Source organism: Paracoccus kondratievae, assembly GCF_009301415.1.
GTDB lineage: Bacteria > Pseudomonadota > Alphaproteobacteria > Rhodobacterales > Rhodobacteraceae > Paracoccus > Paracoccus kondratievae.
Map to the genome: position 1 here is coordinate 35595 of NZ_CP045072.1, position 26375 is coordinate 61969.

Here is a 26375-nt window from a genome sequence, read left to right on the forward strand (position 1 = left end):
CCCCGAAAGGAATGAAAGATGCGTCCCTCAGGCAGGAATTTAAGTGATATGCGCCCGATTTCAATCGAAACCGGGGTTTTGCGCCACGCTGAGGGCTCGTGCCTGATCTCTTGTGGCGATACGCGCGTGCTTTGCTCGGCCACGATCGAGGATAAGGCGCCGCCCTTTCTTAAGGGTTCGGGACAGGGCTGGGTGACGGCGGAATACGGAATGCTGCCGCGCGCCACGAACAGCCGCAACCGGCGCGAGGCTGCGGCGGGCCGCCAATCGGGCCGCACTCAGGAAATCCAGCGCCTGATCGGACGCGCCCTGCGCGCCGGCGTCGATCGCCGCGCCCTTGGCGAGCGGCAGATCGTCATCGACTGCGACGTGATCCAGGCTGATGGCGGCACGCGCTGCGCCTCCATCACCGGTGGCTGGGTGGCGCTGCGGCTGGCGGTCAACCGACTGCTCAAGGCCGGGATCATCACCTCTGATCCGATCGTGGACCATGTCGCTGCGGTGTCCTGCGGGATCTATGCCGGTCAGGCGGTGCTGGATCTGGACTATGCCGAGGACAGCGAGGCAGGCACGGACGGCAATTTCATCATGACCGGCGCGGGCCGCCTGATCGAGGTGCAGATGTCGGCCGAGGGTGCGACTTTTACCCGGTCCGAGATGAACCAGCTGCTTGATCTTGCCGAGGCAGGCGTCGCCGAACTGGTCCGTGCCCAGAACGAGGCGATCTCATGCGCAAGCTGACCGAAAGAAAGCTGCTGCTTGCCACCCATAATCGCGGCAAGCTTGAAGAGATCCGCGCCATGATGGCCCCGCACGGGATCGAGGTCGTCAGCGCCGGAGAGCTGGGTCTGCCCGAACCCGCCGAGACCGAAAACAGCTTTATCGGTAATGCCCGCATCAAGGCGCTGGCCGCGATGCAGGCGACTGGCCTGCTGGTGCTTGCCGATGATAGTGGGATCACGGTTGACGGGCTTGATGGTGCACCCGGCGTCTATACCGCCGATTGGGCCGAGACGCCGAACGGGCGCGATTTCATGCAGGCCATGACACGTACCTGGCGCGAGCTTGATGAACGCGGCGTGCCCGAGCCACGCACCGCCCAATTCCGCGCTACGCTGATCCTACTGTGGCCTGACGGGCATGAAGAGATCTTTGAGGGTGTCGCTCCGGGCCATCTGGTCTGGCCGCCGCGTGGGGAACAGGGCCATGGATACGACCCGATCTTTGTGCCCGAAGGTCATGACGTGACCTATGCCGAAATGCCTGCCGAGCAAAAGAACGCGATCAGCCACCGCGCCCGCGCCTTTCGTCAATTGGAGGCGTTCCTTGCGTAGAATCTCGACCGGTTCCCCCTTTGAGGCCGCACTTGGCTACAGCCGTGCGGTGGTCAGGGGGCCGTGGTGCTTTGTTTCGGGAACCACGGGCTATGATTACACGGCCATGACCATGCCGGAAAGTGCGGCAGATCAGGCGCGTAATGCATTTGCCACCATCTTTGCCACGCTGGCCGAGGCCGGTTTTGCACCCGCTGATATCGTGCGGGTGCAATACACGATCACCGATCCCCGGATCATTGATGAGATTACCCCGGTTCTGGGCGAAGCGATGAAGGATGCGTTACCTGCCGCGACAATGGTTGTAGCGGGGCTCATCAGACCCGAAATGAAGGTCGAGATCGAAGTGACCGCCTATCGGGAATGACCCAACCCATGCCAGCCCCCGCGCCAGCCTTTGCGCCAGACGGCACCGCGCATCCCGCCGCCACGCTGGCCGAGGACTGGCGGGCCGGGGGCTTTGGCCTTTACGTTCACTGGCCCTTTTGCGCAGCCAAATGCCCTTATTGCGATTTCAACAGCCATGTCGCGGCGGTGATAGACCAGGGCCGCTGGCTTGCCGCCTATCGGCGTGAAATCGCGCGTCTGGGCGATGAGATCCCGGGCCGCGTTCTGAACAGCATCTTTTTCGGCGGTGGCACGCCCAGCCTGATGGCGCCTGAAACCGTCGCCGGTGTGATCGAGGCCGCCCGCGAGGCCTGGCCCTTTGCCAATGACATCGAGATCGCGCTTGAGGCCAATCCGACCAGTGTCGAGATGGGCCGTTTTCGCGCCTATGCTGCGGCGGGGGTCAATCGCCTGTCGATGGGTGTGCAGGCGCTGAATGACCAGGATCTGCGCCGTCTGGGCCGAATGCATTCAGCGGCCGAGGCCCGCGCCGCCTTTGATATCGCGCGGGATTGCTTCACGCGGGTCAGCTTTGACCTGATCTATGCCCGTCAGGATCAGGATCGCGCCCATTGGCGGCGCGAGCTGACGCAGGCTCTTGGCATGGCGGTCGATCACCTCTCGGCCTATCAGTTGACGATTGAGCCCGGCACGGCCTTTGGCGCACGTCACGCCAAGGGTGGGCTCAGGGGCCTGCCGGATGATGATCTTTCGGCGGATATGTATCTTGATACGCAAGAGGTCTGCGCTGCTGCCGGGATGCCCGCCTATGAAATCTCGAACCACGCCCGGCCTGGCTCGGAAAGCCGCCATAACCTGATCTATTGGCGGCAGGGCGACTGGGCGGCGGCGGGTCCCGGCGCGCATGGCCGGTTGACCTTGCCCTCGGGCCGCTGGGCGACCGAGGCCCATCGCGCCCCTGCGGCCTGGCTTGAGGCGGTCGAGTCGCGGGGCAACGGTGAAAACGGGCGCGAGGCTCTTGGTCTTGCCGACCGGGCGCTGGAGTATCTTTTGATGTCGATGCGTCTGTCCGAGGGGATGGAGATGTCGCGTTATCTTGCCCATGGGGCTGAACTGCCGCAGGCGCGGCTGGCGCATCTGACCGAACTGGGGCTGATTTCTGTCGAAGGTGACCGGCTGATGGCGACCGAGGCCGGACGGCCGGTGCTGAACGCGATCCTGCGCGAACTGGCAGGATAAAAATGCGCTATCTTTGGCTTTCCGTGGGCTGGCTCGCCCTGACACTGGGCGTGATCGGGGTGTTCTTGCCGGTCATGCCGACGGTGCCGTTCCTTTTGGTCGCGGTCTGGGCCTTTGCGCGCTCGTCCCCGCGCATCAGCGCCCGGATCATGCGCGATCCGCGCTTTGGGCCGCCGATCCGCGCCTGGCGCAAGCGTGGCGTCATCGGGCGCGCCGCCAAGATCTGGGCGGTTGCTGCCATGTCAGCCGGTGTTTGCTGGTCGCTGTGGCTTGGACTTGATCCCCGGCTTGTCGCCGCCCAGACGCTGATTTGCGCGGTGATCGGCCTCTGGCTTGTCACCCGGCCCGAGGTATGAGGTGCGGCCCCGTCCGGCTACGCAGCCGGACTGCCAGCGAATACAACCTTTTGCCCACTTGTTCCCAAGCGGGTGCCGCGCGAACCTCGACCCATCAGCTTTGAGGGGGAGAACGGGACTATGGTGGATACTTCGGGGGTGAAGATACATCCCGCCGTGGATAACGGCATCAAACCGGCCAGACCCGGCTTCTCGGGTGGGGAGTTGCATTGCAAGTGCAGCACCGATCCGGTCCGGGTCGCGATTCGCGCGCAAACCGCGCATAACCACGTCTGCGGCTGCACCAAATGCTGGAAGCCCGAGGGCGCGATCTTTTCACAGGTCGCGGTCGTCAGCCGCGACGCGCTTGAGGTGGTGCAAGGCGCCGACAAGCTTGAGATCGTGAATGCCGAGGCGCCGATCCAGCGTCATCGCTGCAAAGGGTGCGGTGCGCATATGTATGGCCGGATCGAAAACAAGGACCATCCCTTCTATGGGCTGGACTTTGTCCATACCGAACTGTCGGATGAGGACGGCTGGTCGCAACCCGAGTTTGCGGCCTTTGTCAGCTCGGTCATTGAATCGGGTGTCGATCCCAGCCGCATGGACGCGATCCGCGCCCGACTGCGTGAACTGGGGCTGGAACCCTATGACGCGCTGTCGCCGCCGCTGATGGATGCGATTGCCACCCATATCGCCAAGCGCTCGGGCGTTCTTGCCGCCTGAGTGTCCGACGGTCGTGACAGATGGCGGGGGTCGGTTTACCGGCCCCCGAATCCATGAGAAAACAGCAGGCCCAGGGCCGACACTTAAGGAGAATGTGATATGAGAACCCGTGCCGCCGTCGCGCTGGAAGCCGGCAAGCCGCTGGAAGTCATGGAAGTCAATCTCGAGGGCCCCAAGGCGGGCGAAGTGATGATCGAGATCAAGGCGACCGGCATTTGCCACACCGACGAATTCACCCTTTCGGGCGCTGATCCCGAAGGGATCTTTCCCTCGATCCTTGGTCACGAAGGTGCGGGCGTCGTGGTCGAGGTCGGTCCCGGCGTCACCTCGGTCAAGCCGGGGGATCACGTCATCCCGCTTTACACCCCTGAATGCCGCCAATGTCCGTCCTGCCTGTCGCGCAAGACGAACCTCTGCACCGCGATTCGCGCCACGCAGGGTCAGGGGCTCATGCCCGACGGCACCAGCCGTTTCAGCATGCTCGACGGTACGCCGATCTATCACTACATGGGCTGCTCGACCTTCTCGAACTACACCGTGCTGCCCGAAATCGCGGTGGCCAAGGTGCGCGAGGATGCGCCTTTCGACAAGATCTGCTACATCGGCTGCGGCGTCACCACTGGCATCGGTGCGGTGATCAACACCGCCAAGGTCGAAATCGGTGCCAAGGCGGTTGTCTTTGGTCTTGGCGGCATCGGCCTGAACGTGATTCAGGGGCTGCGCCTTGCCGGGGCTGACATGATTATCGGGGTCGATCTGAACGACGACAAAAAACCGATGGCCGAGCGTTTCGGGATGACCCATTTCATCAACCCGAAGAACTGCGAAAACGTGGTGCAGGAAATCGTCAACGTCACCAAGACGCCCTTCGACCAGATCGGCGGCGCGGATTACAGCTTTGACTGCACCGGCAACGTCAAGGTGATGCGCGACGCGCTGGAATGCACCCATCGCGGCTGGGGTGTCTCGGTCGTTATCGGCGTGGCGCCGGCGGGGGCCGAAATCAGCACCCGTCCGTTCCAGCTTGTCACCGGCCGGGTGTGGAAGGGCACGGCCTTTGGCGGCGCCCGCGGCCGCACCGATGTGCCGCAGATCGTCGACTGGTACATGGAAGGCAAGATCGAGATCGACCCGATGATCACCCACACCCTGACGCTGGATGAGATCAACAAAGGCTTTGATCTGATGCACCGGGGCGAGTCTATCCGCTCGGTCGTCCTTTACTGATCGTAAAGGCCTGCTTAGGTAAAAGGACGGCGGGGGCGGGAAACCGGTCCCGCCGTCAACATGAAAGGACCGATCATGGTAAAGCACTTCCGCCTGGACGACGATGACGACAACGAGGACGAGCGCCGCCAGGAGGGCCAGAAGGACGAAGGGCTTGGCCTTCCCGAAGGCGACCGGCTCGGCAAGCTCTATTTCAAGTCCCGCACGGTAATCGTTGCCGGTCAGATCACCGACAAGCTGGCGCAACGCACCGTGGCGCATCTGCTGGCCCTGGCCGAGGACAGCGACGCCCCGATCAACATGCTGATCAGCTCGCCCGGCGGTCATGTCGAATCCGGCGACATGATCCATGACGTGATCAAGTTCATCCGTCCGACCGTGCGCACTATCGGCTCGGGCTGGGTGGTCTCGGCCGGGGCGCTGATCTTTGTCGGTGCCGAGCGGGAAAACCGTTACTGCCTGCCCAACACCCGTTTCCTTCTGCATCAGCCCTCGGGTGGGATCGGCGGAACTTCCAGCGACATCATGATTCAGGCCGAACAGATGCGCCTGATGCTCGATCGGCTGAACCGGATCTTTGCTGATGCCACCGGCCAGACGGTCGAGCGGATCGAAAAAGACACCCAGCGTGATTTCTGGCTGAACACGCAAGAGGCGCTGGATTACGGTCTGCTGGGCAAGGTCATCCGCTCGGTGGATGAGCTGAAATGAAGGGAACGCATTGATGCGGGGCGGGGCTGATATCCTGATCCGTCCCGCAACGCCTGCGGATCATGAGGCGATCTGGACGATCCTTGAGCCTGTCTATCGTGCAGGCGAAACCTATTGCATCCCGACTGACATCACGCGGGAAGAGGCGCTGGCCGACTGGTTCGCCGCGCCCTTTACCGCTTTTGTCGCTGAACTGGACGGCAAGGTGCTGGGCGCCAGTCACGTCGGCCGCAACCGGCCCGGTCCTGCATCGCATGTGGCAAATGCAAGCTTTGCCACCCACCCCGAGGCGCGCGGTCGTGGTATCGCCAGCCGGCTGGTTACCCATGCCAAGGACTGGGCGCGCACGCAGGGTTTCCGGGCGATGCAGTTCAATTTCGTGGTGTCGACCAATTCCGATGCCGTTCATTCGTGGCAGAAAGCAGGTTTCGCCATTGTCGGCCGCCTGCCCGGCGCGTTTCTTCACCCCAGACATGGCTATGTCGACGCGCTGGTCATGTTCCACGACCTGACAGAAGGGAAGAACTCATGACGCTGGCCTATGAAACCCTCTCGGAGAACCGCAGCTTTGGCGGCATTCAGGGCGTCTATCGCCACCAGTCGCAGGCGACCGGTACGGCCATGACCTTTGCGGTCTATCTGCCGCCAGAGGCCAGGAATCGTAAGGTGCCGGTGCTTTGGTACCTTTCGGGCCTGACCTGCACGCATGAAAACGCCATGACCAAGGCCGGCGCACAGGAATGGGCGGCCGAGGCTGGAATCGCGCTGATCTTTCCCGACACCTCTCCGCGTGGCGAAGGGGTGGCTGATGATCCGGCTTATGATCTGGGGCAGGGCGCGGGTTTCTATGTCGATGCGACCGAGGCGCCCTGGGCACCGCATTTCCGCATGTGGCACTATGTTACCCATGAACTGCCCGAACTGGTCTTTAACAACTTCGCGCTTGATCGTGATGCGCAGGGCATTACCGGCCATTCGATGGGCGGGCATGGGGCGCTGACCATCGCGATGACATTCCCCGAGCGTTACAAGTCCGTTTCGGCCTTTGCCCCGATCGCCAACCCCAGCGAATCTGACTGGGGCCGCAAGCAGCTGACCGCCTATCTGGGGGCGGACAAGGCGGCATGGCGGGGCCATGACTCGACGTTGTTGATGCGCGAGCGTGGCTATCCGGGCGAAATCCTGATCGATCAGGGCACGGACGACCAGTTCCTTGACCTGCTCAAGCCCGAGGCGCTGGCCCATGCGATGACCGGGCGTCGTCAGCCCGGCTGCTTCCGCATGCAGCAGGGGTATGACCACAGCTATTTCTTTGTGCAGACCTTCATGGCCGACCACATCCAGTGGCACGCTGAACGGCTGGGCTGAGGTCCGGGCGATTTAGACAGTATGGGGCAGGGCGTTTGCCCCATACCTATTACCTAATTTCCCTAATACTTTGGTCCAAACAGCCAGCCGCTCGCGTTGACGTGAAGCCAGCTGAGCCTGAACCTTGGCCTACAGAAGGTGCCCGCGCGGGAGGAGACGCGCAGTCACCGTCATGGCGGAGGAAAATTCATGAAAAAGCTGATGAACAGTGCCTGTCTTGCGCTGCTCTTGTCCGGCGTCCCGGCGCTGGCCAATGACAGTGTGCTGGCCGAGATTGCCAAGCCCGAGCAATGGGCGATCCAGACGGGCGACTACGCGAACACGCGTTATTCGACGCTGGACAAAATCAACAAGGATAACGTCAAGGACCTGCGGGTCGCGTGGACCTTCTCGACCGGGGTGCTGCGCGGGCACGAAGGCTCGCCGCTGGTGATCGGCGACATCATGTATGTCCACACGCCGTTTCCGAACAACGTCTATGCACTGGATCTGAACGACAACGGCAAGATCCTGTGGCGCTATCAGCCGCAACAGGATCCGAACGTCATCGCGGTGATGTGCTGCGACACCGTGAACCGCGGCGTGGCCTATGCCGATGGCCTGATTCTGCTGCATCAGGCTGACACGACCCTGGTTGCTCTTGATGCCAAGACTGGCGAGGTGAAATGGTCGGTCAAGACCGGCGATCCCGCCATTGGTGAGACGAACACCGCGACCGTGATGCCGGTCAAGGACAAGGTCATCGTCGGTGTCTCGGGCGGCGAATACGGCGTGCGCGGCCGGGTGACGGCTTACAGCCTTGCTGACGGCAAAGAGGTGTGGAAGGCTTGGTCGACCGGCCCGGACGAAGAACTCCTCGTCGACCCGGAAAAGACCACCCATCTGGGCAAACCGGTCGGCAAGGACAGCTCGCTGAGCAGCTGGGAAGGCGATCAGTGGAAGATCGGCGGCGGCACCACCTGGGGCTGGTATTCCTATGACCCCGAGCTGAACCTGATCTACTATGGCACCGGCAACCCCTCGACCTGGAACCCGGCGCAGCGTCCGGGCGACAACAAGTGGTCGATGACCATCATGGCGCGTGATGCCGATACCGGCGTGGCCAGGTGGTTCTATCAGATGACGCCCCATGACGAATGGGACTATGACGGCGTCAACGAGATGATCCTGACCAACCAGACCATCGACGGTCAGGAACGCAAGCTGCTGACCCACTTTGACCGCAACGGTCTCGCCTACACGCTGGATCGCGAATCGGGCGAACTGCTGGTGGCCGAAAAATACGATCCGGCGGTGAACTGGACCACCGGCGTCGATATGGACCCGAATTCGGAAACCTATGGCCGCCCGGCAGTGGTCGCCGAATACTCGACCGACCAGAACGGCGAAGACACCAACACCACCGGCGTCTGCCCGGCGGCGCTCGGCACGAAAGACCAGCAGCCGGCGGCCTTCTCGCCCAAGACGAACCTGTTCTACGTCCCGACGAACCACGTCTGCATGGACTATGAGCCGTTCCGCGTCGCCTATAGCGCCGGTCAGCCCTATGTCGGCGCGACGCTGTCGATGTATCCTGCCCCGAACAGCCATGGCGGCATGGGCAACTTTATCGCCTGGGACAACGTCAAGGGCGAGATCAAATGGTCGATCCCGGAACAGTTCTCGGTCTGGTCGGGCGCTCTGGCGACGGCCGGCAACGTGGTCTTCTATGGCACGCTTGAGGGCTATCTGAAGGCGGTCGATGCCGAAACGGGCGATGAGCTTTACAAGTTCAAGACCCCCTCGGGCGTCATCGGTAACATCATGACCTATGAGCATGGCGGCAAACAGTACATCGGCGTCCTGTCGGGCGTCGGCGGTTGGGCCGGGATCGGCCTTGCGGCGGGCCTGACCAACCCCAACGACGGCCTTGGCGCCGTCGGCGGCTATGCCTCGCTGTCACAATACACCGAACTGGGCGGTCAGCTGACCGTGTTCGAGCTGCCGGGTTAATACTTTGGTGCAGAAAACCGAAAAGTGAGCTCGAAACATATCGCCCCAGGGGTAACCTTGGGGCGAAGCCATCATCTTCGGGTGACAGCCCCAGGGAGGAAATTCATGACCAGCAAGACGACCGCCAGCCTGATGGCGATTTGTGTCGCATGCGCGGCCGGCGCCATCACCGGAACGGCCCTTGCGCAGACAGACCAGACACCACCGGCTCAGACCGGGGCAGGAGCAGCCGCCGCTGTGTCGGGCGATGCGCAGCAGCCTGCTGCGGACCCCACAGCCGGGGCAGCAGCCCCCGCGGCACCCCAGGAGGAGGACCTGGAGGTTGTCGAACAGGGTGGCAAGCTTGTCCTGCCGAACGGCCAGGACATCACCCCCGACCATATGGAAAACGGTCGTTGGTACACGACCGAAGGCATCCCGACCTTCAAGATCGCCGAGGACGGGACGATCGATTACGCTGCATTCTCGGGTTATCGCCGTTATTCGGCGGAATGCCATGTCTGCCACGGCCCGGACGGCGAGGGTTCGACCTATGCTCCGGCGCTGAAGAACTCGGTCCTGAAGCTGGATTATTACGAGTTTCAGGAAATCGTCGCCTCGGGCAAGCAAGAGGTCAACACGGCGGCAAATCTCGTCATGCCGGCCTTTGGCACCAACCGCAACGTGTGGTGCTATATCGACGATATCTACGTCTATCTGCTGGCGCGGGGCGCAGGCGACCTGCCGCGCGGACGTCCGGCAAAGAAAGAGAGCAAGTCCGATGAATTCGCGGCGCAGGAAGATTCCTGCATGAGCGGATGAGACGCGCTCTTTCACTTATCGCACTGCTGACCTGCGCCGTGGCTCCGGCCACGGCGCAGGTTGCCGATCTGCGCTCCAAGACCGAATTCCGGGTCTGTGCTGATCCGGCTGCCGTGCCGATGTCGTCGCGCGACGAGGCCGGGTTTGAAAACCGCATCGCCCGGCTTTTCGGGGAAAAGCTGGGCTTGCCCGTGGTCTATACCTGGTTTCCGCAAGGGCCGGGCTTTATCCGCAAGACCCTCAGGGCCGGGATCTGCGATGTCGTCATCGGCTATGCCCAGGGTGATGAGCTGGTGCAAAACACCAACCATTATTACACCTCGGCCTATGGTATCGTGACGCGCAAGGATAGCCCGCTTGCCCCTGTCGATATGCTTGAGGACCCGGCGCTGAAGGATCATCCGATCGGCGTGGTGGCGGGGACGCCTCCGGCCACCAACCTCGCGCGGGCGGGGCTGGCCAAGGATATGCGCGGCTGGGATCTGTTTGTGGACAGGCGGGTCGAAGACCCGGTCGGCGATATGCTTGCTCAGGTCAAATCGGGCGAGCTTGCCGCCGCCGTGATCTGGGGACCGCTGGCGGGACCGTTGGTCAAGCAGGACCCTGATCTGCAATTCACTCCGCTGCTTAAGGAAACGACCGGGCCGCGTATGTTCTATCGTATCACCATGGGTGTGCGGCCGGGCGAGGATGTCTGGAAGCGGCAGCTGAACAGCCTGATCCGCCGCCATCAGGATGAAATCGACGCGATCCTGCGTGATGCCGGTGTGCCGCTGCTTGACGATTACGGCAAGGCGCTGAGGGAATGAGACGGCTGGGTGCGGTGCTGGCGGTGGTTCTGGCCGGCGCTGCCCCGGCCCACCTTCGTGCCGAGGTGACCGGGCCGCAGGGTTTCCACGGAGAGCCCTACCGTTCGGAAACCCCAGCGACATTGGCCGGTGCACGGGTGATCGACGCGGCAGAGGCAATGCGTCTGCATGGCGATGGCGTGCCCTTTATCGACGTGCTGCCCCGTACCGCGCGGCCCGAGGGTCTGCCTGAAGGTACGTTGTGGAATGAGCCGCCGCACCTGTCTATCCCCGGCGCGATCTGGCTTTACAACACCGGCTATGACCGGCTTGCCCCAGCCGAAGAGGCGCGGCTGGCGCAGGGGCTGGAACGTCTGTCAGGCGGTGACAAGGCGGCGCCTCTGGTCATGTTCTGCAAGCGAGACTGCTGGATGAGCTGGAATGCCGCCAAACGCGCCGTGGCGCTGGGCTATCAGGGCATCATCTGGTTTCCCGACGGAATCGAAGGCTGGCAAGAACAGGGTGGCGAGCTGGTACCCGCCACCCCGGTGGATTTCTAGCGCCCGTTTTCAGGCGGGCAGGGCAGATTACTCTGCCTTGCCAAATTTCTCGGACAGCGCATCAAGCCCGGCCTGATAGACGCCGGTCACCGCCGTGGTCGCGGCGTCGTCGTTCAGTTCGGGCGGGGGCTCGTTATTGGGATAGCCGCGATAGAAGCCACCCTTCCAATGAACCAGCGCCTTGCCGTCCTCATCCTTGACACAAAGGGTCGAGGCATAATTTGTCACCGGCAGGACGGTCAGCTCGACCGCCTCGATGCGATAGGCATAGCAGCGCTTTTCGGGCTGCAGCTTCGACAGCACCTCGGTAATCGTCGGATCACCCCCGTCGGCTTTCAGATGCAGCACGCGGGTCGATTTCTCGGGCTGGTCGGCCGAACCGTCGCCGGTCAGCTCAAGGCTTGCAACAGCCGGGTGCCAGCTCATATCGTCGAACTTGCCGATCACGGCCCAGACTTCGTCCGGGGTAGCGTCCAGCTTTTGCTGCAGCTCCACCTTCAGGCGGGGTGGGCCATGCGCCTCGGCCGCCGGAGCCAGCGCCATCGCCGCGCCCATGGTCAGGATCAGCAGTCGGATCATCCTTGTTCCTCCCGAAAGATGATGTTTTTCAACAGATAGCGATAGCCACGGCGAAAGCTTTCGTCGTTATTGCCGCGAATATCGACCGTACCGGCGCGCACGATCTCTCCGCTGGCGGCTTCGCGGATATAAAGGTTCAACGACAGGATCAGGTTCGAAACCTTTTGCACCTCGCCCGATATGGCATAGGTTGCGCCCATCTCGCGCGCGATGCGGCTGTCGCTGCCGTTCGATTGCGAGGGGTTCCTGATCTGCACGACCTGATCGGCGGGTGGCTCGATCAGGGTAAAGCCACGGGCCTGCAGGTCCTCGGCGATAACGTCCTCGGCCATTTCGATTCGCAAGGTTTCATCCTCGCGCACGCCGTTGATGGCCCCCTCGGTCGAGGTGTCGATAAAGTACAGCCCGAACCAGACCGCGCTATCCGGCGCGGGCCCGGCACCATGAAGCGGCTCTGCCGCCCCGATGCCCGCAAGGGTCAGGGTCACGGCGCAGGCGATCAGGATGTGCCGCAGGAATGCCATGGCGGGAATCATGCGTCGCCGCAGCCTGCCCGTCCATAAGACGAAAGTCCGTGCGACTTAAGTTTCAGGAGAATCTGCCCGATCAGACAAGGGGAGTTTGCCGGGTTGGCGCGGGCGGATTGGCCCGGCATGATGCAGGCGGGAGGAGCGCCATGAAAGGCAGAATCATCATACTTTTGGCTGGATTGTCCATAGCAAACCAGGCCTTTGCACAAAATTCCGCGGATGGGGCGCAGCCTCAGACCGTGCGGGCGGCGGTGCTGCGGGTCGATGCGCCGCATTTGCCGCCGATTTCGCGGCTGGACGCGGCGCCCGAGGATCTGGGTTTTGCCGGTGCGCGGCTGGCGATCGAGGATAACGACACCACCGGCCGCTTCATGGGACAGGATTTCGAGGCGGTCGAGGTCACGGCCACGCCTGAAACCGCCGCAGCGGAAATGGATAAGCTGCTGGCCGAGGGGTTCCCCTTTATCGTCACGCTGGCGGATGATGCCGAGACACTGGCGCTGGCCGATCAGGTGGGCGACAGGGCGCTGGTGCTGAACGCGCGGGCGCGGGGCGACAACCTGCGGGGCGCGGATTGCCGCATCAACGTGATCCATACCGCACCAAGCTACGCGATGCTTGCCGATGCGCTGGCACAATTCCTGATGTGGAAGAAGTGGTCGAACTGGTTCCTGATCGCCGGCAGTCACCCCGAGGATGTCGCACTGGCCGACGCCTATCGTCGCGCAGCGGTCAAGTTTGGCGCCAAGATCGTCGAGGAACGGACCTATGAGGATACCGGCGGCAGCCGCCGCAGCGACAGCGGCCATGTTCAGGTCCAGCAGCAGATGCCGGTCTTTACCCAGCGCGCGGCGTCGCATGACGTTGTGATCGCAGCCGACGAAAACGGCGTCTTTGCCGACTGGCTGCCCTATGCGACCTGGGACCCGCGGCCGGTTACCGGCTCGTCCGGACTGGTGCCCCGGTCCTGGGCGCCCTCGCTTGAGGCATGGGGGGCGACGCAGTTCCAGAACCGCTTTGAAAAGCTGGCAGGCCGCCCGATCCGCGAAGAGGACTACCAGACCTGGGTCGCGTTGCGCATGATCGGCGAGGCGGCGACCCGCACGCAAAGCACCGATCCTGCCAAGCTCAAAGAATTCATGCTCTCGGATAACTTTGAGGTCGCGGGCTTCAAGGGGCAGAAACTGACCATGCGCGACTGGGACCATCAGCTGCGCCAGCCGATCCTTTTGACAACCGGCTCTGTAACCGCATCGGTCAGCCCGCAGGATCAATACCTGCACCAGACATCCGCACTGGATACGCTGGGCTTTGACCGGCCCGAAACCGAATGCAAGTTCTGAGGTGTAAGATGAAAGCTGCAACCGCCATCCTGACCTCGGCTCTGTGCCTTGGTTTTGCCCTGCCGGCCGCCGCCAACCGGGTCTTTGTCAGCAATGAAAAAGGCAATGACGTCACCGTTCTGGACAGCGAGACGCTGGAGGTGATCGGCACCTACCCCGTGGGCGCCCGCCCGCGCGGCATCACCATCAGCCCCGATGGCAAGGAACTGTATGTCTGCGCCTCGGACGATGACCTTGTGCGGGTCTTTAACCCCGAGACCATGGAGGAAACGCATACGCTGCCTTCGGGTCCGGACCCTGAACTGTTCGTGCTGCATCCCTCGGGCAACCCGCTTTACATCGCCAATGAGGACGACAACCTTGTGACCGTGGTCGATACCCGGACCCATAAGGTTCTGGCCGAGATCCCGGTCGGGGTCGAACCCGAGGGGATGGGCGTCAGCCCTGATGGCAAGGTGGTGATCAACACCTCTGAAACCACCAATATGGCGCATTTCATCAATAGCGAGACGTTTGAGATCTTTGCCAATGTGCTGGTCGATTCTCGTCCGCGCTTTGCCCAGTTCAACGATGCCGGGAACAAGCTATACGTCAGCTCGGAAATTGGCGGCACGGTCAGCGTGATCGACCCCGAAACGCAGCAGATCACCAAGAAGATCAGCTTTGAAATCCCGGGCGTTCTGCCCGAGGCGATCCAGCCCGTCGGCGTGCGCGTGACCAAAGACGGCAAAAAGGTCTTTGTCGCCCTGGGTCCTGCCAACCGCGTCGCGGTCATCAATGGCGAGACGGATGAGGTCGAGGATTATCTGCTTGTCGGTCAGCGCGTCTGGCAGATGGCCTTTACCCCCGACGAAAAATACCTGTTCACCACAAATGGCAATTCCAACGATGTCTCGGTGATCGACGTGGCCGCAAACAAGGTCATCAAATCCGTGCCCGTGGGCCAGCAGCCCTGGGGTGTCGTCGTCGCACCGAACTGATCCAAAAAACGAGGGAGGAGAATCACATGACCCGTTTCCTGACCATCCTGCTGATCATGGCTGGCCTTGCCGCGCCCGCAGTCGCCCAGGAAGAGACGCCGAAACCCGACGATGCTGCCGCCGCCGAGGCCGCCGCGCCCGAAGCCGATGGCGACGAGGATGACGACGACGATGAGGAAGAGGCCGCCGCCGAAGAGGGCGTGCACGAGGCCGGCTCGAAATTCGACTTTGGTTTCTCGGGGATCATGGCGCGTGATAACCGCACTGATCTTGCCCCGCTGACGCTGGGCGCGGGCAAGCCGGTCGCCACCGCGGAATACAAGCTGAAATCGGGCGGCTTCTACCGCATCGCCATCAATGCCGATGGCAGTCAGGAACTGGCGCTGTCGGGCGGAGATTTCTTCCGCGCCATCTGGATCAATGAGGTCGTGATCAACGATATCGAAATTCGGCCGATGGGCGTGCATTCGCTGGAATTCGACGATGCCGGTACTGCGACGATCAGCTTTATCGCCATCGTGCCGGGCCGCTACACTTTGTCGGTCCCCGGCTCGCATGGTGAAACGCAGCAGGCTGTGTTCAACATCCAGTGACGAGGGGTGCGGGGCCTTTGGGCCCCGCCTCTGTCAGATGCAGCAACAGGACGCGCTTTCGATTCAGAACGTCAGCCACAGCTTTGGCAGCTTTCAGGCGCTGAAGGATGTGTCTCTGACCGTGCCGCGCGGTGGGTTCACCGCGCTTTTGGGCGTAAACGGTGCCGGCAAGACGACGCTGTTTTCGCTGATCACCCGGCTTTACGACAACCGCTCGGGCCGGATCGAGGTCGCGGGCCATGACCTGCGCCGCCAGTCGGGCGCGGCGCTGGCGCGGCTGGGGGTGGTGTTCCAGTCCCGCGCGCTGGATCCCGACCTGACCGTGGCGCAGAATATGGAATATCACGCCGCGCTGCATGGCATTTCCCGGCGCGAGGCGCGGCCGCGCATCGCTGAGGTGCTGGCTCAGGTCGATCTGGCCGACCGGCTGAACGCGCGGGTTTCGTCCCTGTCGGGCGGTCAAAGCCGCCGGGCCGAGATCGCCCGTGCCCTGATCCACCGCCCCGAACTTTTGCTGCTTGACGAGCCGACGGTCGGCCTTGATGTCAGGTCGCGGGCCGAGGTGGTGGCCCTGACCCGCGCTTTGGTGCAGGATGGGGTTTCGGCGCTTTGGGCCACGCATATCCTTGACGAGATCCGCCCCGGGGACGGGCTGATCATCCTGCACAAAGGCGAGGTCCTGGCCCATGGCAATGCGGGCGAGATCGGCGATGGGGACCTGACCCGGACCTTTCTGCGCCTGACGGGGGAACAGGTATGAGCCGCCGCCTGACACCCCGCATGTGGCTGATCGCCTTTCTGGGTATTGCCCGGCGCGAGACGCTGCGTTTCATCAATCAGCGTGGCCGCTTTCTGGCGGCGCTGGTCCGTCCGCTGGTCTGGCTGTTTATCTTTGCCGCTGGTTTCCGCGCCGTCCTGGGGCTGTCGATCACGCCGCCTTATCAGACCTATGTTCTGTACGAGGTCTATGTGACGCCTGGTCTTTGCGCGATGATCCAGCTTTTCAACGGGATGCAAAGTTCGCTGTCGATGGTGCATGACCGTGAAACGGGGGCGATGCGCACGCTGCTGGTCAGCCCGTTTCCGCGCTGGTTTCTTTTGGCAAGCAAGCTGGTCGCGGGGGTGATCGTTTCGATCATCCAGGTCTATACCTTCCTTGGCATCGCCTGGCTCTGGGGGATCGAGGCGCCGCCTGTCGGCTATCTGACCGTGCTGCCTGCGCTGTTTCTGTCGGGGCTGATGCTTGGGGCGATGGGACTTTTCCTGTCCTCGACCATCCGGCAGCTGGAAAACTTTGCCGGGGTGATGAATTTCGTCATTTTCCCGATCTTTTTTGCCTCAAGCGCGCTCTATCCGCTGTGGAGAATGAACGAAAGCTCACCCCTCTTGCACGACATCTGCGCGGTGAACCCCTTCACCCATGCGGTTGAGCTGATCCGTTTTGCCCTTTACGCGCGTCTGGATCTTTTGTCCTTGTTGGTGGTGTCGGGCTGTCTGGTCCTGTTCTTTGCAGGGGCCGTGATCATGTATGATCCGGGTAAGGGGCTATGGGCGCGGCGAAAGGGGGGAGCATGAAATATCTGGTTCTGGCACTATGTCTTGTCGCAGGCGCGGCGCAGGCGGAAACAGGCGCGGACCCGGACTGGCCTTGTGTCCAGCGCAAGCAGCCGCATCTGTCGCTGGGACAGATGTGGAGCGGGCCCGAGCCGGACGAGACCGTCCGTGAACTGGCGCGCACGCCTGAAATCGCGGCGCTGGCCGACCGTCTTGAGCAGCGGCGCCTGCCTTTGGAAAAGGCCGAGGCCGAGGTTGCGGAATTTGCCAAGACCGCTGACAACAAGCAGCTGACAGCGCTGATGGTGGCGATTTTCGACCGGATCGACCCGCATCGTGCGGCGCTGATCGCGGGCATTGCCCGTTATGGCAACAAGCAGGTAGACTTGGCCAAGCGGATCGGGGATCACCGCCAGAAGATGGAAGAGATGCAAAAGGCCGAAAAACCGGACTTCGATGCCCTTGACGCTGAGGAAGAGCAGCTCGACTGGGACACGCGCATCTTTCAGGATCGCCAGCAGGCGCTGACCTATGTCTGTGAAACTCCGGTCATTCTTGAACAGCGGGTCTTTGCGCTGGCCCGCGCCATCGCAGCAGGGTTGAAATGAAGCACACCCCCGCCGTCATTCTTGCCGGAGGTCTGTCCAGACGCATGGGCGGGGGGAACAAGGCGCTGCGGATGCTGGAGGGCGAGACGTTGCTTGCCCGGGTGATCGCCCGGCTTTTGCCGCAATGCGGCCGGCTTGCCATCAACGCCAATGGCGATCCCGAAGGCTTTGCCGAATACGGCCTGCCGGTGATCGCAGACGGCATTGCCGGTTTCGCCGGGCCTTTGGCCGGTATTCTGGCCGGGATGGAATGGGCAGCCGGTGAGGGGGCGGACAGCGTCGTCAGCGTCAGTGTCGATACGCCCTTTCTGCCCGGCGATCTGGTGCACAGGCTGCGCGAGGCGCGGGGACGCTCGGGTGTCGCCATTGCAGCAAGCCCGGATGAAACCGGGCAATTGTACGACCATCCGACCTGCGCGCTATGGCCGGTCACGTTGCAACGGGAATTGCGGGCCGCGCTGGAATCGGGCCTGCATCGCGTCGGTCAGTTCGCCGCCGCCCATGACCCGGGGCGCGCGGTGTTCGACAGCCATCCCGTCGATCCGTTCATGAACCTTAACACGCCCGAGGATCTGGCCCGCGCAGCCGGATTCGTCAGGGCCGCGCCGCTTTAGAAAACATTGCTCTGACTCGGCCCTTTGGGCAGCGGTGACCGGCGAATCCGCCATCCTTATCTCTGCGCGTGGTTGCGGACGATAAAAGCTTTCTCCCTGACCCGGGGTTTTTGGAATGGCCGCGGCCGTTCTGGTCAGGGATATTAGACGACAAATCAGATCGTCATTAGGAGAGACCCATGACCCTCTGCATCGCCGGTTATCCCGGCCGTTCAGACGGCCTGCCGCAAGCCATGCTGGCGGTCGCTCTGATGGCAGATGAGGCCGCAATCTGCGCCATTGCCGCACCGCGATGTATGCGGCGGCACATGTTCGCCGCGACTGCCTGACCCTCACACCAGATCTCATCCCCTGATCCAGGCTGACCCGCCCTCTCGCGGGACCAGCCGAGTATTGCCAAAAGGAAAGCACAGATGACCCGCAAGATCCGCCTTGGTGCCTTTCTTCCCGGTGGCGGCCAGCATATTGCCGCCTGGCGCCACCCCGACCAGCCCGCCGACGGGGCGACCAGTTTTGATTTCCATCTCAAGCTTGCTCAAGAGGCCGAGCGCGGCCTTTTTGACGCCTATTTCCTTGCCGACGGGCTTGCCATCGCCTTTGGCGGCAGTATCGAGGGCGGCAATGCCAAGGTCGCGGGCTTTGAGCCGGTGACCCTGTTTTCGGCGCTTGCGCCGCTGACGCGGAACCTTGGCTTTATCGCCACCGCTTCGACCACCTACGAAGAACCCTATAACCTTGCGCGCAAATTCGCCTCGCTTGATCTGATATCGGACGGGCGTACGGGCTGGAACGTGGTGACAACAGCCACGGAAAGCGCGGCGCATAACTTTAGCCTTGACCACCAGCACCCACATGCATGGCGCTATCGCCGGGCGGCGGAATTCGTCGATGTGGTCAAGAAACTTTGGGACAGTTTCGAGGACGACGCCTTTATCCGCGACAAGGAAACCGGGGTGTTCTTTGACGTCGATAAGGTGCATTTCACTGATCATCAGGGCGAACATTTCAAGGTCAGGGGGCCGCTGAACGTTTCGCGCTCGGCGCAGGGGCATCCGGTCATCGTCCAGGCCGGCCAGTCCGAGGACGGCCGCGGCCTTGCCGCCGCCACCGCCGAGGTGATCTTTACCGCCCATCAGCGTCTTGATACCGCGCAGGAATTCTATCGCGATATCAAGGCCCGGGCGCGTGGGCTGGGACGTAACCCCGATCACATCCTGATCATGCCGGGCGTCTCGCCCTTTGTCGGCCGGACCGAGGCCGAAGCGCGCGAAAAGTATGAGCGCCTTACCAGCCTGATTCTGGAAGAGGACGGAATCGCGCTGATCAAGGGGCTGACAGGCGGTACGCTGGATCTGACCGGCGCCGATCTGGATGGGCCGCTGCCGCCGCTTGATCCGACCGAGGGGATGAAGTCGCGCCAGACGCTGATCCGCCAGATCGCCGATGAAAACGGCTTTACCATCCGTCAGCTTTACCAATGGATCGCCTCGGCGCGCGGTCATTTCACCATTGTGGGCAGCGCCCGGCAGGTCGCCGATACCCTGCAGGAATGGTTCGAGAACGAGGGTGCGGATGGTTTCAATATCCTGCCGCCTTGGTTGCCGACCGGGCTGACCGATTTCGTCGATCTGGTCATCCCCGAGCTGCAACGCCGCGGGCTGTTCCGCACCGAATACGAAGGCCGGACCCTGCGCGAAAATCTGGGCCTGCCCTTCCCTGAAAACCGCTGGACGGTGCAGCGCCGTTCGGTTCATGCGGCGGAGTGACACGATGACCTATCAGCATCTCGACAGCACCACCGTGCAGGTATCCGGCGAAAGCGCAGAGCCGGGCCTGACCCGTCGCGGGGCGGCTTTTGCCCGTGAGGCATTGTCGCGCTATGGCCTTCTTGCCGGTTTCCTGATCCTTTGGCAGGTGGCAAGCCGGTCCGGCTGGGTCAGCCCCTCGGTGCTGCCGCCGCTGGATACCATCGCATCGGCGCTGTGGAACGGGATCGCCTCGGGTGCGCTGGTCGATGACATCGCGATCAGTCTGCAACGCTCGGGTATCGCTTTTGCTGCGGCGGTGGTGCTGGGCATCCCTTTGGGGCTGTTCATGGGCCAGATCGCGGCGGTGGAACGGGCGCTTGATCCGATCCTGCAACTTTTCCGTCAGACCTCGGCACTGGCGCTTTACCCGGTCTTTATCCTGCTATTGGGACTGGGTGAGACCTCCAAGATCTTTGTGATCTTCTGGGCGACGCTGTTTCCGGTCCTGTTGGCCACCATCGGCGGCGTGAAAGAGGTGGACCGCAAGCTGATCGAGATGGCCCGGACCTATGGCGCGACGCCCCTTGCGGTGTTCCGGCGTGTGATCCTGCCCGCGTCGGTTCCGTCGATCTTTGTCGGACTGCGACTGTCGGCGACCACGGCGCTATTGCTGCTGATCGCGGCTGAAATGATCGGCGCGAACAAGGGCCTGGGTTTTCAGGTGATGAACGCTCAGTACAATTTCCAGATCCCGCTGATGTTCGCGTCGATCTTTTTGCTGGCTGGTCTGGGGCTTGTGGCGAACTTCATCCTTGTTGCGCTGCAAAACCGCCTGTGCCGCTGGGCCGCGCCCGTCCGCTGATCACCCCCCTTTCAAGAAAGAGACACCCCATGACTGCTATCTTTTCCCTGCGCAGCCTTGCGCTGACGACCGCGCTTGGCCTTTCGTTCGGCACCGCTGCTGAGGCCGAGGTGACCCTACGCTATCTGGCCAGCCATGGCGGCCTGTCGGCCCATGAACTGGCCGAAGAACTGGGCTATTACGAAGGCACCGGGATCAAGCTTGAAAACCTTGGCTATGCCTCGGGCGGGCCTGAATCGCTGATCGCCCTTGCCGGGGGCAGTGCCGATATCGGCAGCGCGGCGACCTCGGCTGTGCTGAACTCGATTATCGGCGGGAATGACTTTGTCGCCGCCTATCCGACCCAGGGCATCAATGACGAGGTCCAGTCGATCTTTTACGTGCTCGAAGACAGCCCGATCAAGTCGATCGAGGATATCGCGGGCAAGACTGTCGCCGTGAACACTCTGGGTGCTCATCTGGATTATACCGTTCGCGAGGCGCTGCACCAAAAAGGGCTGCCGCAGGATGCGGTTAACCTTGTCGTCGTCCCGGGACCGCAGCTTGAACAGGTGCTGCGTTCAAAACAGGTGGATGTGTCGGCATTTGGCTATTGGCAGACCACCTTTGAGGGCGCGGCCCGTCAGGGTGGCGGCATCCGCGCGATCTTTGACGATACCGACGTGCTGGGCGAGATCGCGGGCGGCTTTGTCGTTCTGCGCCGCGACTGGGTAGATGCCCATCCGCAAGAGGCGCGCGCCTTTGTCGATGGTGCGGCCAAGGCGCTGGACTGGGCGCGCGAGAACCCTGACGAGGCCAAAAAGGTATTCGCCAAGGTGCTGAGCGAGCGGGGCGAAAACCCCGAGGTCGCGCAGTATTTCGCCGGCTACGGTGTGCGCAAAGGCGGCCTGCCGGTCGAGCGTGACATCCAGTTCTGGATCGACGTGCTTGAACGCGAAGGCAAGGTCGAAAAGGGCAAGCTCAAGGCAGCCGACATTCTGCTGGTCAGCGGCGAAGCGGTGGCGGCGAAATGACGGATCTGCAACCTTCCATCCTGCGCGGAGAGGTCAAGGTCAGGGGCCTGTCCAAATCCTATGCGCTGAACCGCAGTTCGCTTTCGGTGCTGCGTAATCTGGATCTGGACGTGAACGGTGGCGAGATCCTCGCCATCGTCGGCCCCTCGGGCTGCGGCAAGACCACGCTTTTGCGGGTACTCGCCGGACTTGAATCGCCCGACCGGGGCGAGGTGCTGATCGACGGCCATCCGGTAGCCGGCGTCGGGCGGGAACGGGCCGTGATCTTTCAGGAACCCCGGCTTCTGCCATGGCTCACGGTACTGGAAAACGTCGCCTTCGGGCTTGAGGTGCGGGGCGTTCCCGCCGCTCAGGCCCGCGAACGGGCGCGCCATTACATTCACCTTGTCGGTCTGACCGAATTTGCCGAGGCGTGGCCGCGCCAGCTTTCGGGTGGCATGGCGCAACGCGTCGGCATCGCCCGTGCCCTGACCGTGCAGCCCGAAATCCTGCTGCTGGACGAGCCTTTTGGCGCGCTGGACGCCATGACCAAGCTGACTATGCAAGAAGAGCTGGCCCGCATCTGGCGTGAAGAGGGCGTGACCATGATTCTTGTTACGCATGACCTTGAAGAAGCGATCTTTCTTGCCGATCGGGTGCTGGTCCTGTCCCGCGACAATAGCGACCCCGCCCGTCTGATTGATGTGGACCTGCCGCGACCACGGGATCGCAGCGAGCAGGGCTTTGTTGCCATGCGCCGCCGTCTGATGGCGGAGTTCGGTCTGCATTGACCGCGAGCCCTGTCTGGCCGCCTCTCCTCCCTCCGCCATGCGGGCCAGACAGGGTTTCGTGATCTTTTGCTTTCCTGCAGGCAATGGGTGCGGGCGCTTTGCGTGATGGTCTCGACTTAAGGGCGGAAATCCTGTATCAATCGATTGATTGATTTCTGGTATGTCGGCCATGAAACCGCATCCGACCCGCGTCGCGCTGATCCGCGCTGCTATGGAGCAGTTTGGGCATGGCGGCTTTGAGGCCGCCTCGACCCGGGCCATCGCTGCGCAGGCGGGGGTCAATATTTCCTCGATCGCCTATCATTTCGGCGGCAAAGAGAGATTGCGCCTTGCCTGTGCCGATATGGTGGCGGAATGGGTGGCGCATGTCGCCCGCCCTCTGCCCGCAGGTCAAGAGCGGCCGGATGCGCGTCTGGCGCGTCTGATCCTGCGGCGTCTGGTCCGCCGGATCGTGACCTTTCTGATTGTCAGCCCCGGTGCCAGCGACGCGGTAGCCTTTGTGCTGCGCGAACTGGCCCAGCCGGGCAGCCCGGTGCTGGACCGGCTTTACCTGACGCTGGTCGAGCCGCGCCACCGGGGGCTATGCGCGCTGTGGTCCGCCGCGACAGGTGCTGATGCCGAGGATGAGGACGTCAAGCTTGCCGTATTTTCGCTGTTCGGGCAGGCGGTCTATTTCCGTGTCGCCGCGCCCATCGTTCAGCGCCGGATGGGGTGGAGCCAGTATTCCCGCACCGAGGCCCGTGCGATCATGCGCCGCATGCTGATCAACCTTGACCGGATGATCGGGGGCGGGGATGGCTGACCTGCTGTGCGCATTGGGCTTTCTTGCTGCGTTGCTGCCCTATTGTGGGGCATCCGCACCGCTGGGCACCGGCTATGTCGAGGGCGAGTATATCCACATCGCACCGATAGTGGCAGCCCGGGTCGAGATGCTGGACGTCCAGCGCGGTGACCGGGTCGAGGCGGGACAGCTTTTGGTCCAGATGGAAAACCGCGACGCTGCGTTCGCGCTGGCTGGGGCAGAGGCGGCCTATACCCGCGCGGCCAGCGCATTAGCTGATCTGGAAAAAGGTGGCCGCACGCCCGAGATTGCCGCCAGCGAGGCCGCCGTCGCCTCGGCCCGCGCCCATGCCGATCAGACGGCGCGCGAGGCCGTGCGGCAAGAGCGGTTGCTTGCACAGCGCGTCAGCTCGCCCGCTCAGCTGGACGATGCCCGCGCTGCTGCCGATATGGCGCAGGCCGCGCTGCATGAGGCCGAGGCCCGGCTGGCCGTGGTCGCCTTGCCCGCCCGTCCCGATGCCATCGCCGCCACCCGCGCCACGCTGTCCGAGGCCGGGGCAAACCGCGAGGCGATGGAATGGCAGCTTCAGCAGCGTCGCCTGACCGCCCCAGCCCCGGGCATTGTCACCGATATCCTGCGCCATCCGGGTGAAATGGCCGGACCCTCGGCCCCTGTGCTGGTTTTTCTGCCGGACGGGGCGCTGCGGCTGCGCTTTTACGTCAGCGAAGCGGATATTTCGGCGCTGGCTTTGGGGACGCGGCTGACGGTCGGTTGCGACGGTTGCGCGCCCGTCTCGGCCACCGTTTCATTCATCGCGGATGAGGCCGAGTTTACGCCTCCGGTCATCTATGCCCGCGACAGCCGGCAAAAGCTGATCTATCTGGTCGAGGCCGTCCCGGACCCCGGCAATGCGCTGAAGCCCGGCCAGATCGTTGAGGTCTGGGCTGAGCCATGACCGTGGTGACCGCCATTGATGTCTCGGGCCTGACGAAATCCTTTGGCGGCAGGAAGGTGGTCGATGACGTCGCCCTGAAGGTCGCCGAGGGCGAAATTGCCGGGTTTCTGGGCCCGAACGGCTCGGGCAAGACGACCTGCATTCGCATGATCTGCGGCCTTCTGACCCCCGATGCGGGCAGCGGTACGGTGCTGGGCCTTGACGTGCGCCGCGATCAGCGGGCGATCCGCCGACAGGTCGGCTATATGACGCAGCGGTTTTCCTTTTATGAAGACCTGTCGATCGAAGAGAACCTTGGTTTCGTCGCCGGGCTTTATGGCCTGCCGCGCCAGGCGGTGCGCGACACGCTTGAGGATCTGGGCCTGACCGCGCGTCGCGCCCAGCTTGCCGGCAGCCTGTCGGGCGGGTGGAAACAGCGGCTGGCGCTTGCCGCCTGCATCATGCACCAGCCGCGTCTTTTGCTGCTTGATGAGCCGACGGCGGGTGTCGATCCCAAGGCGCGCCGGCAGTTCTGGGATGAAATCCACGCCCGCGCGCTGTCGGGCATGACGGTGCTGGTTTCGACCCATTACATGGACGAGGCCGAGCGTTGTCACCGCATCAATTACATCGCCTATGGCAGGCTGGTGGTTTCGGGTACGGTGGCCAAGGTCATCGCGGGGGCAGGGCTGATCACGATGACCGTGCAGTCGCCCCGGCCCGGTGCGCTGGCCGAGCGGTTGCGCAAGGCTCCGGGCGTCGGGCAGGTCGAACCCTTTGGCACCTCGCTGCATGTGACCGGGCCCGACCGCGCAAGGCTTGAGGCGGCGTTGGCGGCCGAAGGGGTCTCGGGCCAGCCGGTCGAGACAAGCCTTGAGGATGTGTTCATCCGCCTGATGGATCAGTCGCAGGACAATATGCAATGAGCCTTTCGCTGACACGTCTGTGGGCGATCCTGCGCAAGGAATTCATCCAGATGCGCCGCGACCGGGTGACCTTTGCGATGATGCTGGGCGTGCCCATCATGCAATTGCTGCTGTTTGGCTATGCGATCAACAGCGATCCGCGCCACATGCCGACGGCGCTGATCGCCCCGGTTCAGGATCAGTTCAGCCGCAGCCTTGTCGCCGCGCTTGAAAACAGTGGCTATTATCGCATCACCCATCCCGATGCGCAGCCCTCTGAGGCCGAGCGGCTGATCGCGCAAGGCAAGGTCTCATTTGTCGTCACCGTACCTGCTGATTTCGGCCAGCGGTTGCTGCGTGGCGAACGGGCGCAGGTCCTGGTCGAGGCTGACGGTTCGGACCCGACGGCCACCAGCGGCGCAATCGCCGCTTTGGGTGGTATCGCCGAAAGCGCCTTTCGCCGCGACCTTGCGGTGCCCGAGGCCGCAGGACCCGAGATCGTCGTCCACCGCCGCTATAACCCCGAGGGCATCACCCATTACAACATCGTCCCCGGTCTTTTGGGTGTGATCTTGCAAATGACCATGGTGATGATGACCGCCATGGCCCTGACCCGGGAGATCGAGCGCGGCACGATGGAGAACCTGCTTGCCATGCCCGCCACCGCGGCCGAGATCATGCTGGGCAAGATCGCGCCCTTTCTTGGCGTGGGGGCGGTGCAGGTCCTTGTGATCCTTGGTGTGGCATGGGCGCTGTTCGATGTGCCCTTCATGGGTTTGCCCGCGCTGTTGCTTGCCGGGGTGATGGTCTTTGTACTGGCGCTGGTGCTGCTTGGTTATCTGATCTCGACCGTCGCCCGTACGCAGATGCAGGCGATGCAGATTGCGATATTCGTCTTTCTGCCCTCGATTCTGCTGTCGGGGTTTATGTTCCCGTTCCGGGGCATGCCCGGCTGGGCGCAGATGCTGGGTGAACTGTTGCCGGTCACCCATCTGCTGCGCCTCGTCCGGGGCATCATGCTAAAGGGGGCGGGGCTGCCCGATGTGCTGGCGCAATTCGGCGCGCTTTCGGTCATGGTGGTGGTGCTGGGGGCGCTGGCGCTGTTGCGGTTCCGCCGGACGCTGGACTAGGC

Annotated in this window: 32 protein-coding genes; 30 read left to right on the forward strand and 2 right to left on the reverse strand. The window is 62.9% G+C overall.

The genetic code is table 11. The features are described from left to right. The first annotated feature begins 18 nt into the window (after positions 1-18). The 14 genes from rph (at position 19) to F8A10_RS00250 (ending at position 11429) form a co-directional block, all read left to right on the forward strand. Entirely contained in the window at positions 19-741 is a 723-nt protein-coding gene (rph, locus tag F8A10_RS00185) for a ribonuclease PH (RefSeq protein ID WP_152366438.1), read from the forward strand. Continuing rightward, positions 729-1334 (forward strand): RdgB/HAM1 family non-canonical purine NTP pyrophosphatase, encoded by a 606-nt coding sequence (gene rdgB, locus F8A10_RS00190; protein ID WP_152366439.1) that lies wholly within the window; start codon positions 729-731, stop codon positions 1332-1334. The genes rph and rdgB overlap by 13 nt, the downstream gene beginning before the upstream one ends. Further along, positions 1327-1701, forward strand: a complete 375-nt coding sequence (locus tag F8A10_RS00195; protein ID WP_029371229.1) for a RidA family protein — start codon at positions 1327-1329, stop codon at positions 1699-1701. Before rdgB ends, F8A10_RS00195 begins: the two co-directional genes overlap by 8 nt. Before the next feature lie 8 nt (positions 1702-1709). Next, on the forward strand, positions 1710-2921 hold the full coding sequence (gene hemW, locus F8A10_RS00200; protein WP_152366440.1) for a radical SAM family heme chaperone HemW: 1212 nt from the start codon (positions 1710-1712) through the stop codon (positions 2919-2921). 2 nt (positions 2922-2923) lie between these two features. After that, complete coding sequence (locus F8A10_RS00205; RefSeq protein WP_010392123.1) at positions 2924-3277, forward strand: YbaN family protein; 354 nt, start codon at positions 2924-2926, stop codon at positions 3275-3277. 120 nt (positions 3278-3397) lie between these two features. Beyond that, entirely contained in the window at positions 3398-3982 is a 585-nt protein-coding gene (gene gfa / locus F8A10_RS00210; protein ID WP_010392124.1) for an S-(hydroxymethyl)glutathione synthase, read from the forward strand. Between the two features lie 99 nt (positions 3983-4081). Beyond that, a complete protein-coding gene (locus F8A10_RS00215; RefSeq protein WP_010392127.1) occupies positions 4082-5209 on the forward strand; it encodes an S-(hydroxymethyl)glutathione dehydrogenase/class III alcohol dehydrogenase in 1128 nt (375 codons plus the stop codon). Between the two features lie 75 nt (positions 5210-5284). After that, positions 5285-5920 (forward strand): ATP-dependent Clp protease proteolytic subunit, encoded by a 636-nt coding sequence (locus F8A10_RS00220; RefSeq protein WP_029371233.1) that lies wholly within the window; start codon positions 5285-5287, stop codon positions 5918-5920. 13 nt (positions 5921-5933) lie between these two features. Then, on the forward strand, positions 5934-6452 hold the full coding sequence (locus F8A10_RS00225; RefSeq protein ID WP_010392129.1) for a GNAT family N-acetyltransferase: 519 nt from the start codon (positions 5934-5936) through the stop codon (positions 6450-6452). Beyond that, the gene (gene fghA, locus F8A10_RS00230) at positions 6449-7288 is read left to right on the forward strand and encodes an S-formylglutathione hydrolase (protein ID WP_010392131.1); all 840 of its coding nucleotides are present in this window, start codon (positions 6449-6451) and stop codon (positions 7286-7288) included. The genes F8A10_RS00225 and fghA overlap by 4 nt, the downstream gene beginning before the upstream one ends. 189 nt (positions 7289-7477) lie before the next feature. Beyond that, positions 7478-9280, forward strand: a complete 1803-nt coding sequence (locus F8A10_RS00235; RefSeq protein WP_010392133.1) for a methanol/ethanol family PQQ-dependent dehydrogenase — start codon at positions 7478-7480, stop codon at positions 9278-9280. A gap of 105 nt (positions 9281-9385) precedes the next feature. Next, positions 9386-10081, forward strand: a complete 696-nt coding sequence (locus F8A10_RS21000; RefSeq protein ID WP_010392134.1) for a c-type cytochrome, methanol metabolism-related — start codon at positions 9386-9388, stop codon at positions 10079-10081. Next, positions 10078-10890, forward strand: a complete 813-nt coding sequence (locus F8A10_RS00245; RefSeq protein WP_085502378.1) for a substrate-binding domain-containing protein — start codon at positions 10078-10080, stop codon at positions 10888-10890. The genes F8A10_RS21000 and F8A10_RS00245 overlap by 4 nt, the downstream gene beginning before the upstream one ends. Continuing rightward, on the forward strand, positions 10887-11429 hold the full coding sequence (locus F8A10_RS00250; RefSeq protein ID WP_152366441.1) for a PQQ-dependent catabolism-associated CXXCW motif protein: 543 nt from the start codon (positions 10887-10889) through the stop codon (positions 11427-11429). Before F8A10_RS00245 ends, F8A10_RS00250 begins: the two co-directional genes overlap by 4 nt. 27 nt (positions 11430-11456) lie before the next feature. Here the strand turns inward: F8A10_RS00250 and F8A10_RS00255 are convergent, their stop codons facing one another. Together F8A10_RS00255 and F8A10_RS00260 are read right to left on the reverse strand one after the other, a co-directional pair. Next, positions 11457-12008 (reverse strand): SRPBCC family protein, encoded by a 552-nt coding sequence (locus F8A10_RS00255; protein ID WP_010392140.1) that lies wholly within the window; start codon positions 12006-12008, stop codon positions 11457-11459. Then, on the reverse strand, positions 12005-12532 hold the full coding sequence (locus F8A10_RS00260) for a DUF3280 domain-containing protein (RefSeq protein ID WP_152366442.1): 528 nt from the start codon (positions 12530-12532) through the stop codon (positions 12005-12007). Before F8A10_RS00260 ends, F8A10_RS00255 begins: the two co-directional genes overlap by 4 nt. 152 nt (positions 12533-12684) lie before the next feature. Between F8A10_RS00260 and F8A10_RS00265 the strand changes: the two genes are divergently transcribed. The 16 genes from F8A10_RS00265 to F8A10_RS00335 all read left to right on the forward strand — a co-directional run bounded on the left by F8A10_RS00265 (position 12685) and on the right by F8A10_RS00335 (position 26373). Further along, positions 12685-13881: an ABC transporter substrate-binding protein gene (locus tag F8A10_RS00265; RefSeq protein WP_010392142.1), complete on the forward strand. Its 1197-nt coding sequence runs from the start codon at positions 12685-12687 to the stop codon at positions 13879-13881. An 8-nt stretch (positions 13882-13889) separates the two neighbouring features. After that, a complete protein-coding gene (locus tag F8A10_RS00270) occupies positions 13890-14861 on the forward strand; it encodes a YVTN family beta-propeller repeat protein (protein WP_010392144.1) in 972 nt (323 codons plus the stop codon). Positions 14862-14887: 26 nt separating this feature from the next. Next, complete coding sequence (locus F8A10_RS00275) at positions 14888-15454, forward strand: cupredoxin domain-containing protein (protein ID WP_139824584.1); 567 nt, start codon at positions 14888-14890, stop codon at positions 15452-15454. 37 nt (positions 15455-15491) lie between these two features. Beyond that, positions 15492-16214: an ABC transporter ATP-binding protein gene (locus tag F8A10_RS00280; RefSeq protein ID WP_152366443.1), complete on the forward strand. Its 723-nt coding sequence runs from the start codon at positions 15492-15494 to the stop codon at positions 16212-16214. After that, on the forward strand, positions 16211-17029 hold the full coding sequence (locus F8A10_RS00285) for an ABC transporter permease (protein ID WP_010392147.1): 819 nt from the start codon (positions 16211-16213) through the stop codon (positions 17027-17029). Before F8A10_RS00280 ends, F8A10_RS00285 begins: the two co-directional genes overlap by 4 nt. Beyond that, positions 17026-17616, forward strand: coding sequence for a hypothetical protein (locus F8A10_RS00290; protein ID WP_010392148.1), 591 nt, complete (start codon positions 17026-17028; stop codon positions 17614-17616). The genes F8A10_RS00285 and F8A10_RS00290 overlap by 4 nt, the downstream gene beginning before the upstream one ends. After that, positions 17613-18230 (forward strand): molybdenum cofactor guanylyltransferase MobA, encoded by a 618-nt coding sequence (gene mobA / locus F8A10_RS00295; RefSeq protein ID WP_152366444.1) that lies wholly within the window; start codon positions 17613-17615, stop codon positions 18228-18230. The genes F8A10_RS00290 and mobA overlap by 4 nt, the downstream gene beginning before the upstream one ends. A gap of 179 nt (positions 18231-18409) precedes the next feature. Next, positions 18410-18559: a hypothetical protein gene (locus F8A10_RS21005; protein ID WP_193668129.1), complete on the forward strand. Its 150-nt coding sequence runs from the start codon at positions 18410-18412 to the stop codon at positions 18557-18559. An 84-nt stretch (positions 18560-18643) separates the two neighbouring features. Then, the gene (locus tag F8A10_RS00300) at positions 18644-19996 is read left to right on the forward strand and encodes an LLM class flavin-dependent oxidoreductase (protein WP_152366445.1); all 1353 of its coding nucleotides are present in this window, start codon (positions 18644-18646) and stop codon (positions 19994-19996) included. A gap of 4 nt (positions 19997-20000) precedes the next feature. After that, entirely contained in the window at positions 20001-20840 is an 840-nt protein-coding gene (locus F8A10_RS00305) for an ABC transporter permease (protein WP_010392152.1), read from the forward strand. A 29-nt stretch (positions 20841-20869) separates the two neighbouring features. Further along, positions 20870-21853, forward strand: coding sequence for an ABC transporter substrate-binding protein (locus F8A10_RS00310; RefSeq protein WP_010392154.1), 984 nt, complete (start codon positions 20870-20872; stop codon positions 21851-21853). Then, entirely contained in the window at positions 21850-22623 is a 774-nt protein-coding gene (locus tag F8A10_RS00315) for an ABC transporter ATP-binding protein (protein ID WP_010392156.1), read from the forward strand. The genes F8A10_RS00310 and F8A10_RS00315 overlap by 4 nt, the downstream gene beginning before the upstream one ends. A gap of 169 nt (positions 22624-22792) precedes the next feature. Then, on the forward strand, positions 22793-23425 hold the full coding sequence (locus F8A10_RS00320; protein WP_227493389.1) for a CerR family C-terminal domain-containing protein: 633 nt from the start codon (positions 22793-22795) through the stop codon (positions 23423-23425). Beyond that, positions 23418-24359, forward strand: coding sequence for an HlyD family secretion protein (locus F8A10_RS00325; RefSeq protein ID WP_152366447.1), 942 nt, complete (start codon positions 23418-23420; stop codon positions 24357-24359). Before F8A10_RS00320 ends, F8A10_RS00325 begins: the two co-directional genes overlap by 8 nt. Next, positions 24356-25264, forward strand: coding sequence for an ABC transporter ATP-binding protein (locus tag F8A10_RS00330; RefSeq protein WP_010392163.1), 909 nt, complete (start codon positions 24356-24358; stop codon positions 25262-25264). Before F8A10_RS00325 ends, F8A10_RS00330 begins: the two co-directional genes overlap by 4 nt. After that, entirely contained in the window at positions 25261-26373 is a 1113-nt protein-coding gene (locus F8A10_RS00335; RefSeq protein WP_152366448.1) for an ABC transporter permease, read from the forward strand. Before F8A10_RS00330 ends, F8A10_RS00335 begins: the two co-directional genes overlap by 4 nt. The last annotated feature ends 2 nt before the right edge of the window (positions 26374-26375 follow it).

Excerpts from the sequence above, each read along its gene's own strand:
- F8A10_RS00285 (WP_010392147.1), top strand. The coding sequence starts at position 16,211 with ATGAGCCGCCGCCTGACACCCCGCATGTGGCTGATCGCCTTTCTGGGT.
- rph (WP_152366438.1), top strand. The coding sequence starts at position 19 with ATGCGTCCCTCAGGCAGGAATTTAAGTGATATGCGCCCGATTTCAATC.
- F8A10_RS00330 (WP_010392163.1), top strand. The coding sequence starts at position 24,356 with ATGACCGTGGTGACCGCCATTGATGTCTCGGGCCTGACGAAATCCTTT.
- F8A10_RS00250 (WP_152366441.1), top strand. The coding sequence starts at position 10,887 with ATGAGACGGCTGGGTGCGGTGCTGGCGGTGGTTCTGGCCGGCGCTGCC.
- F8A10_RS00320 (WP_227493389.1), top strand. The coding sequence starts at position 22,793 with ATGAAACCGCATCCGACCCGCGTCGCGCTGATCCGCGCTGCTATGGAG.
- F8A10_RS00220 (WP_029371233.1), top strand. The coding sequence starts at position 5,285 with ATGGTAAAGCACTTCCGCCTGGACGACGATGACGACAACGAGGACGAG.
- F8A10_RS00305 (WP_010392152.1), top strand. The coding sequence starts at position 20,001 with ATGACCTATCAGCATCTCGACAGCACCACCGTGCAGGTATCCGGCGAA.
- F8A10_RS00235 (WP_010392133.1), top strand. The coding sequence starts at position 7,478 with ATGAAAAAGCTGATGAACAGTGCCTGTCTTGCGCTGCTCTTGTCCGGC.
- F8A10_RS21005 (WP_193668129.1), top strand. The coding sequence starts at position 18,410 with ATGACCCTCTGCATCGCCGGTTATCCCGGCCGTTCAGACGGCCTGCCG.
- rdgB (WP_152366439.1), top strand. The coding sequence starts at position 729 with ATGCGCAAGCTGACCGAAAGAAAGCTGCTGCTTGCCACCCATAATCGC.
- F8A10_RS00290 (WP_010392148.1), top strand. The coding sequence starts at position 17,026 with ATGAAATATCTGGTTCTGGCACTATGTCTTGTCGCAGGCGCGGCGCAG.
- F8A10_RS00325 (WP_152366447.1), top strand. The coding sequence starts at position 23,418 with ATGGCTGACCTGCTGTGCGCATTGGGCTTTCTTGCTGCGTTGCTGCCC.
- hemW (WP_152366440.1), top strand. The coding sequence starts at position 1,710 with ATGCCAGCCCCCGCGCCAGCCTTTGCGCCAGACGGCACCGCGCATCCC.
- F8A10_RS00300 (WP_152366445.1), top strand. The coding sequence starts at position 18,644 with ATGACCCGCAAGATCCGCCTTGGTGCCTTTCTTCCCGGTGGCGGCCAG.
- mobA (WP_152366444.1), top strand. The coding sequence starts at position 17,613 with ATGAAGCACACCCCCGCCGTCATTCTTGCCGGAGGTCTGTCCAGACGC.
- F8A10_RS00215 (WP_010392127.1), top strand. The coding sequence starts at position 4,082 with ATGAGAACCCGTGCCGCCGTCGCGCTGGAAGCCGGCAAGCCGCTGGAA.
- F8A10_RS00260 (WP_152366442.1), bottom strand. The coding sequence starts at position 12,532 with ATGGCATTCCTGCGGCACATCCTGATCGCCTGCGCCGTGACCCTGACC.
- F8A10_RS00245 (WP_085502378.1), top strand. The coding sequence starts at position 10,078 with ATGAGACGCGCTCTTTCACTTATCGCACTGCTGACCTGCGCCGTGGCT.
- F8A10_RS00280 (WP_152366443.1), top strand. The coding sequence starts at position 15,492 with ATGCAGCAACAGGACGCGCTTTCGATTCAGAACGTCAGCCACAGCTTT.
- F8A10_RS00315 (WP_010392156.1), top strand. The coding sequence starts at position 21,850 with ATGACGGATCTGCAACCTTCCATCCTGCGCGGAGAGGTCAAGGTCAGG.
- F8A10_RS00275 (WP_139824584.1), top strand. The coding sequence starts at position 14,888 with ATGACCCGTTTCCTGACCATCCTGCTGATCATGGCTGGCCTTGCCGCG.
- gfa (WP_010392124.1), top strand. The coding sequence starts at position 3,398 with ATGGTGGATACTTCGGGGGTGAAGATACATCCCGCCGTGGATAACGGC.
- F8A10_RS00335 (WP_152366448.1), top strand. The coding sequence starts at position 25,261 with ATGAGCCTTTCGCTGACACGTCTGTGGGCGATCCTGCGCAAGGAATTC.
- F8A10_RS00205 (WP_010392123.1), top strand. The coding sequence starts at position 2,924 with ATGCGCTATCTTTGGCTTTCCGTGGGCTGGCTCGCCCTGACACTGGGC.
- F8A10_RS21000 (WP_010392134.1), top strand. The coding sequence starts at position 9,386 with ATGACCAGCAAGACGACCGCCAGCCTGATGGCGATTTGTGTCGCATGC.
- F8A10_RS00225 (WP_010392129.1), top strand. The coding sequence starts at position 5,934 with ATGCGGGGCGGGGCTGATATCCTGATCCGTCCCGCAACGCCTGCGGAT.
- F8A10_RS00310 (WP_010392154.1), top strand. The coding sequence starts at position 20,870 with ATGACTGCTATCTTTTCCCTGCGCAGCCTTGCGCTGACGACCGCGCTT.
- F8A10_RS00270 (WP_010392144.1), top strand. The coding sequence starts at position 13,890 with ATGAAAGCTGCAACCGCCATCCTGACCTCGGCTCTGTGCCTTGGTTTT.
- F8A10_RS00265 (WP_010392142.1), top strand. The coding sequence starts at position 12,685 with ATGAAAGGCAGAATCATCATACTTTTGGCTGGATTGTCCATAGCAAAC.
- fghA (WP_010392131.1), top strand. The coding sequence starts at position 6,449 with ATGACGCTGGCCTATGAAACCCTCTCGGAGAACCGCAGCTTTGGCGGC.
- F8A10_RS00255 (WP_010392140.1), bottom strand. The coding sequence starts at position 12,008 with ATGATCCGACTGCTGATCCTGACCATGGGCGCGGCGATGGCGCTGGCT.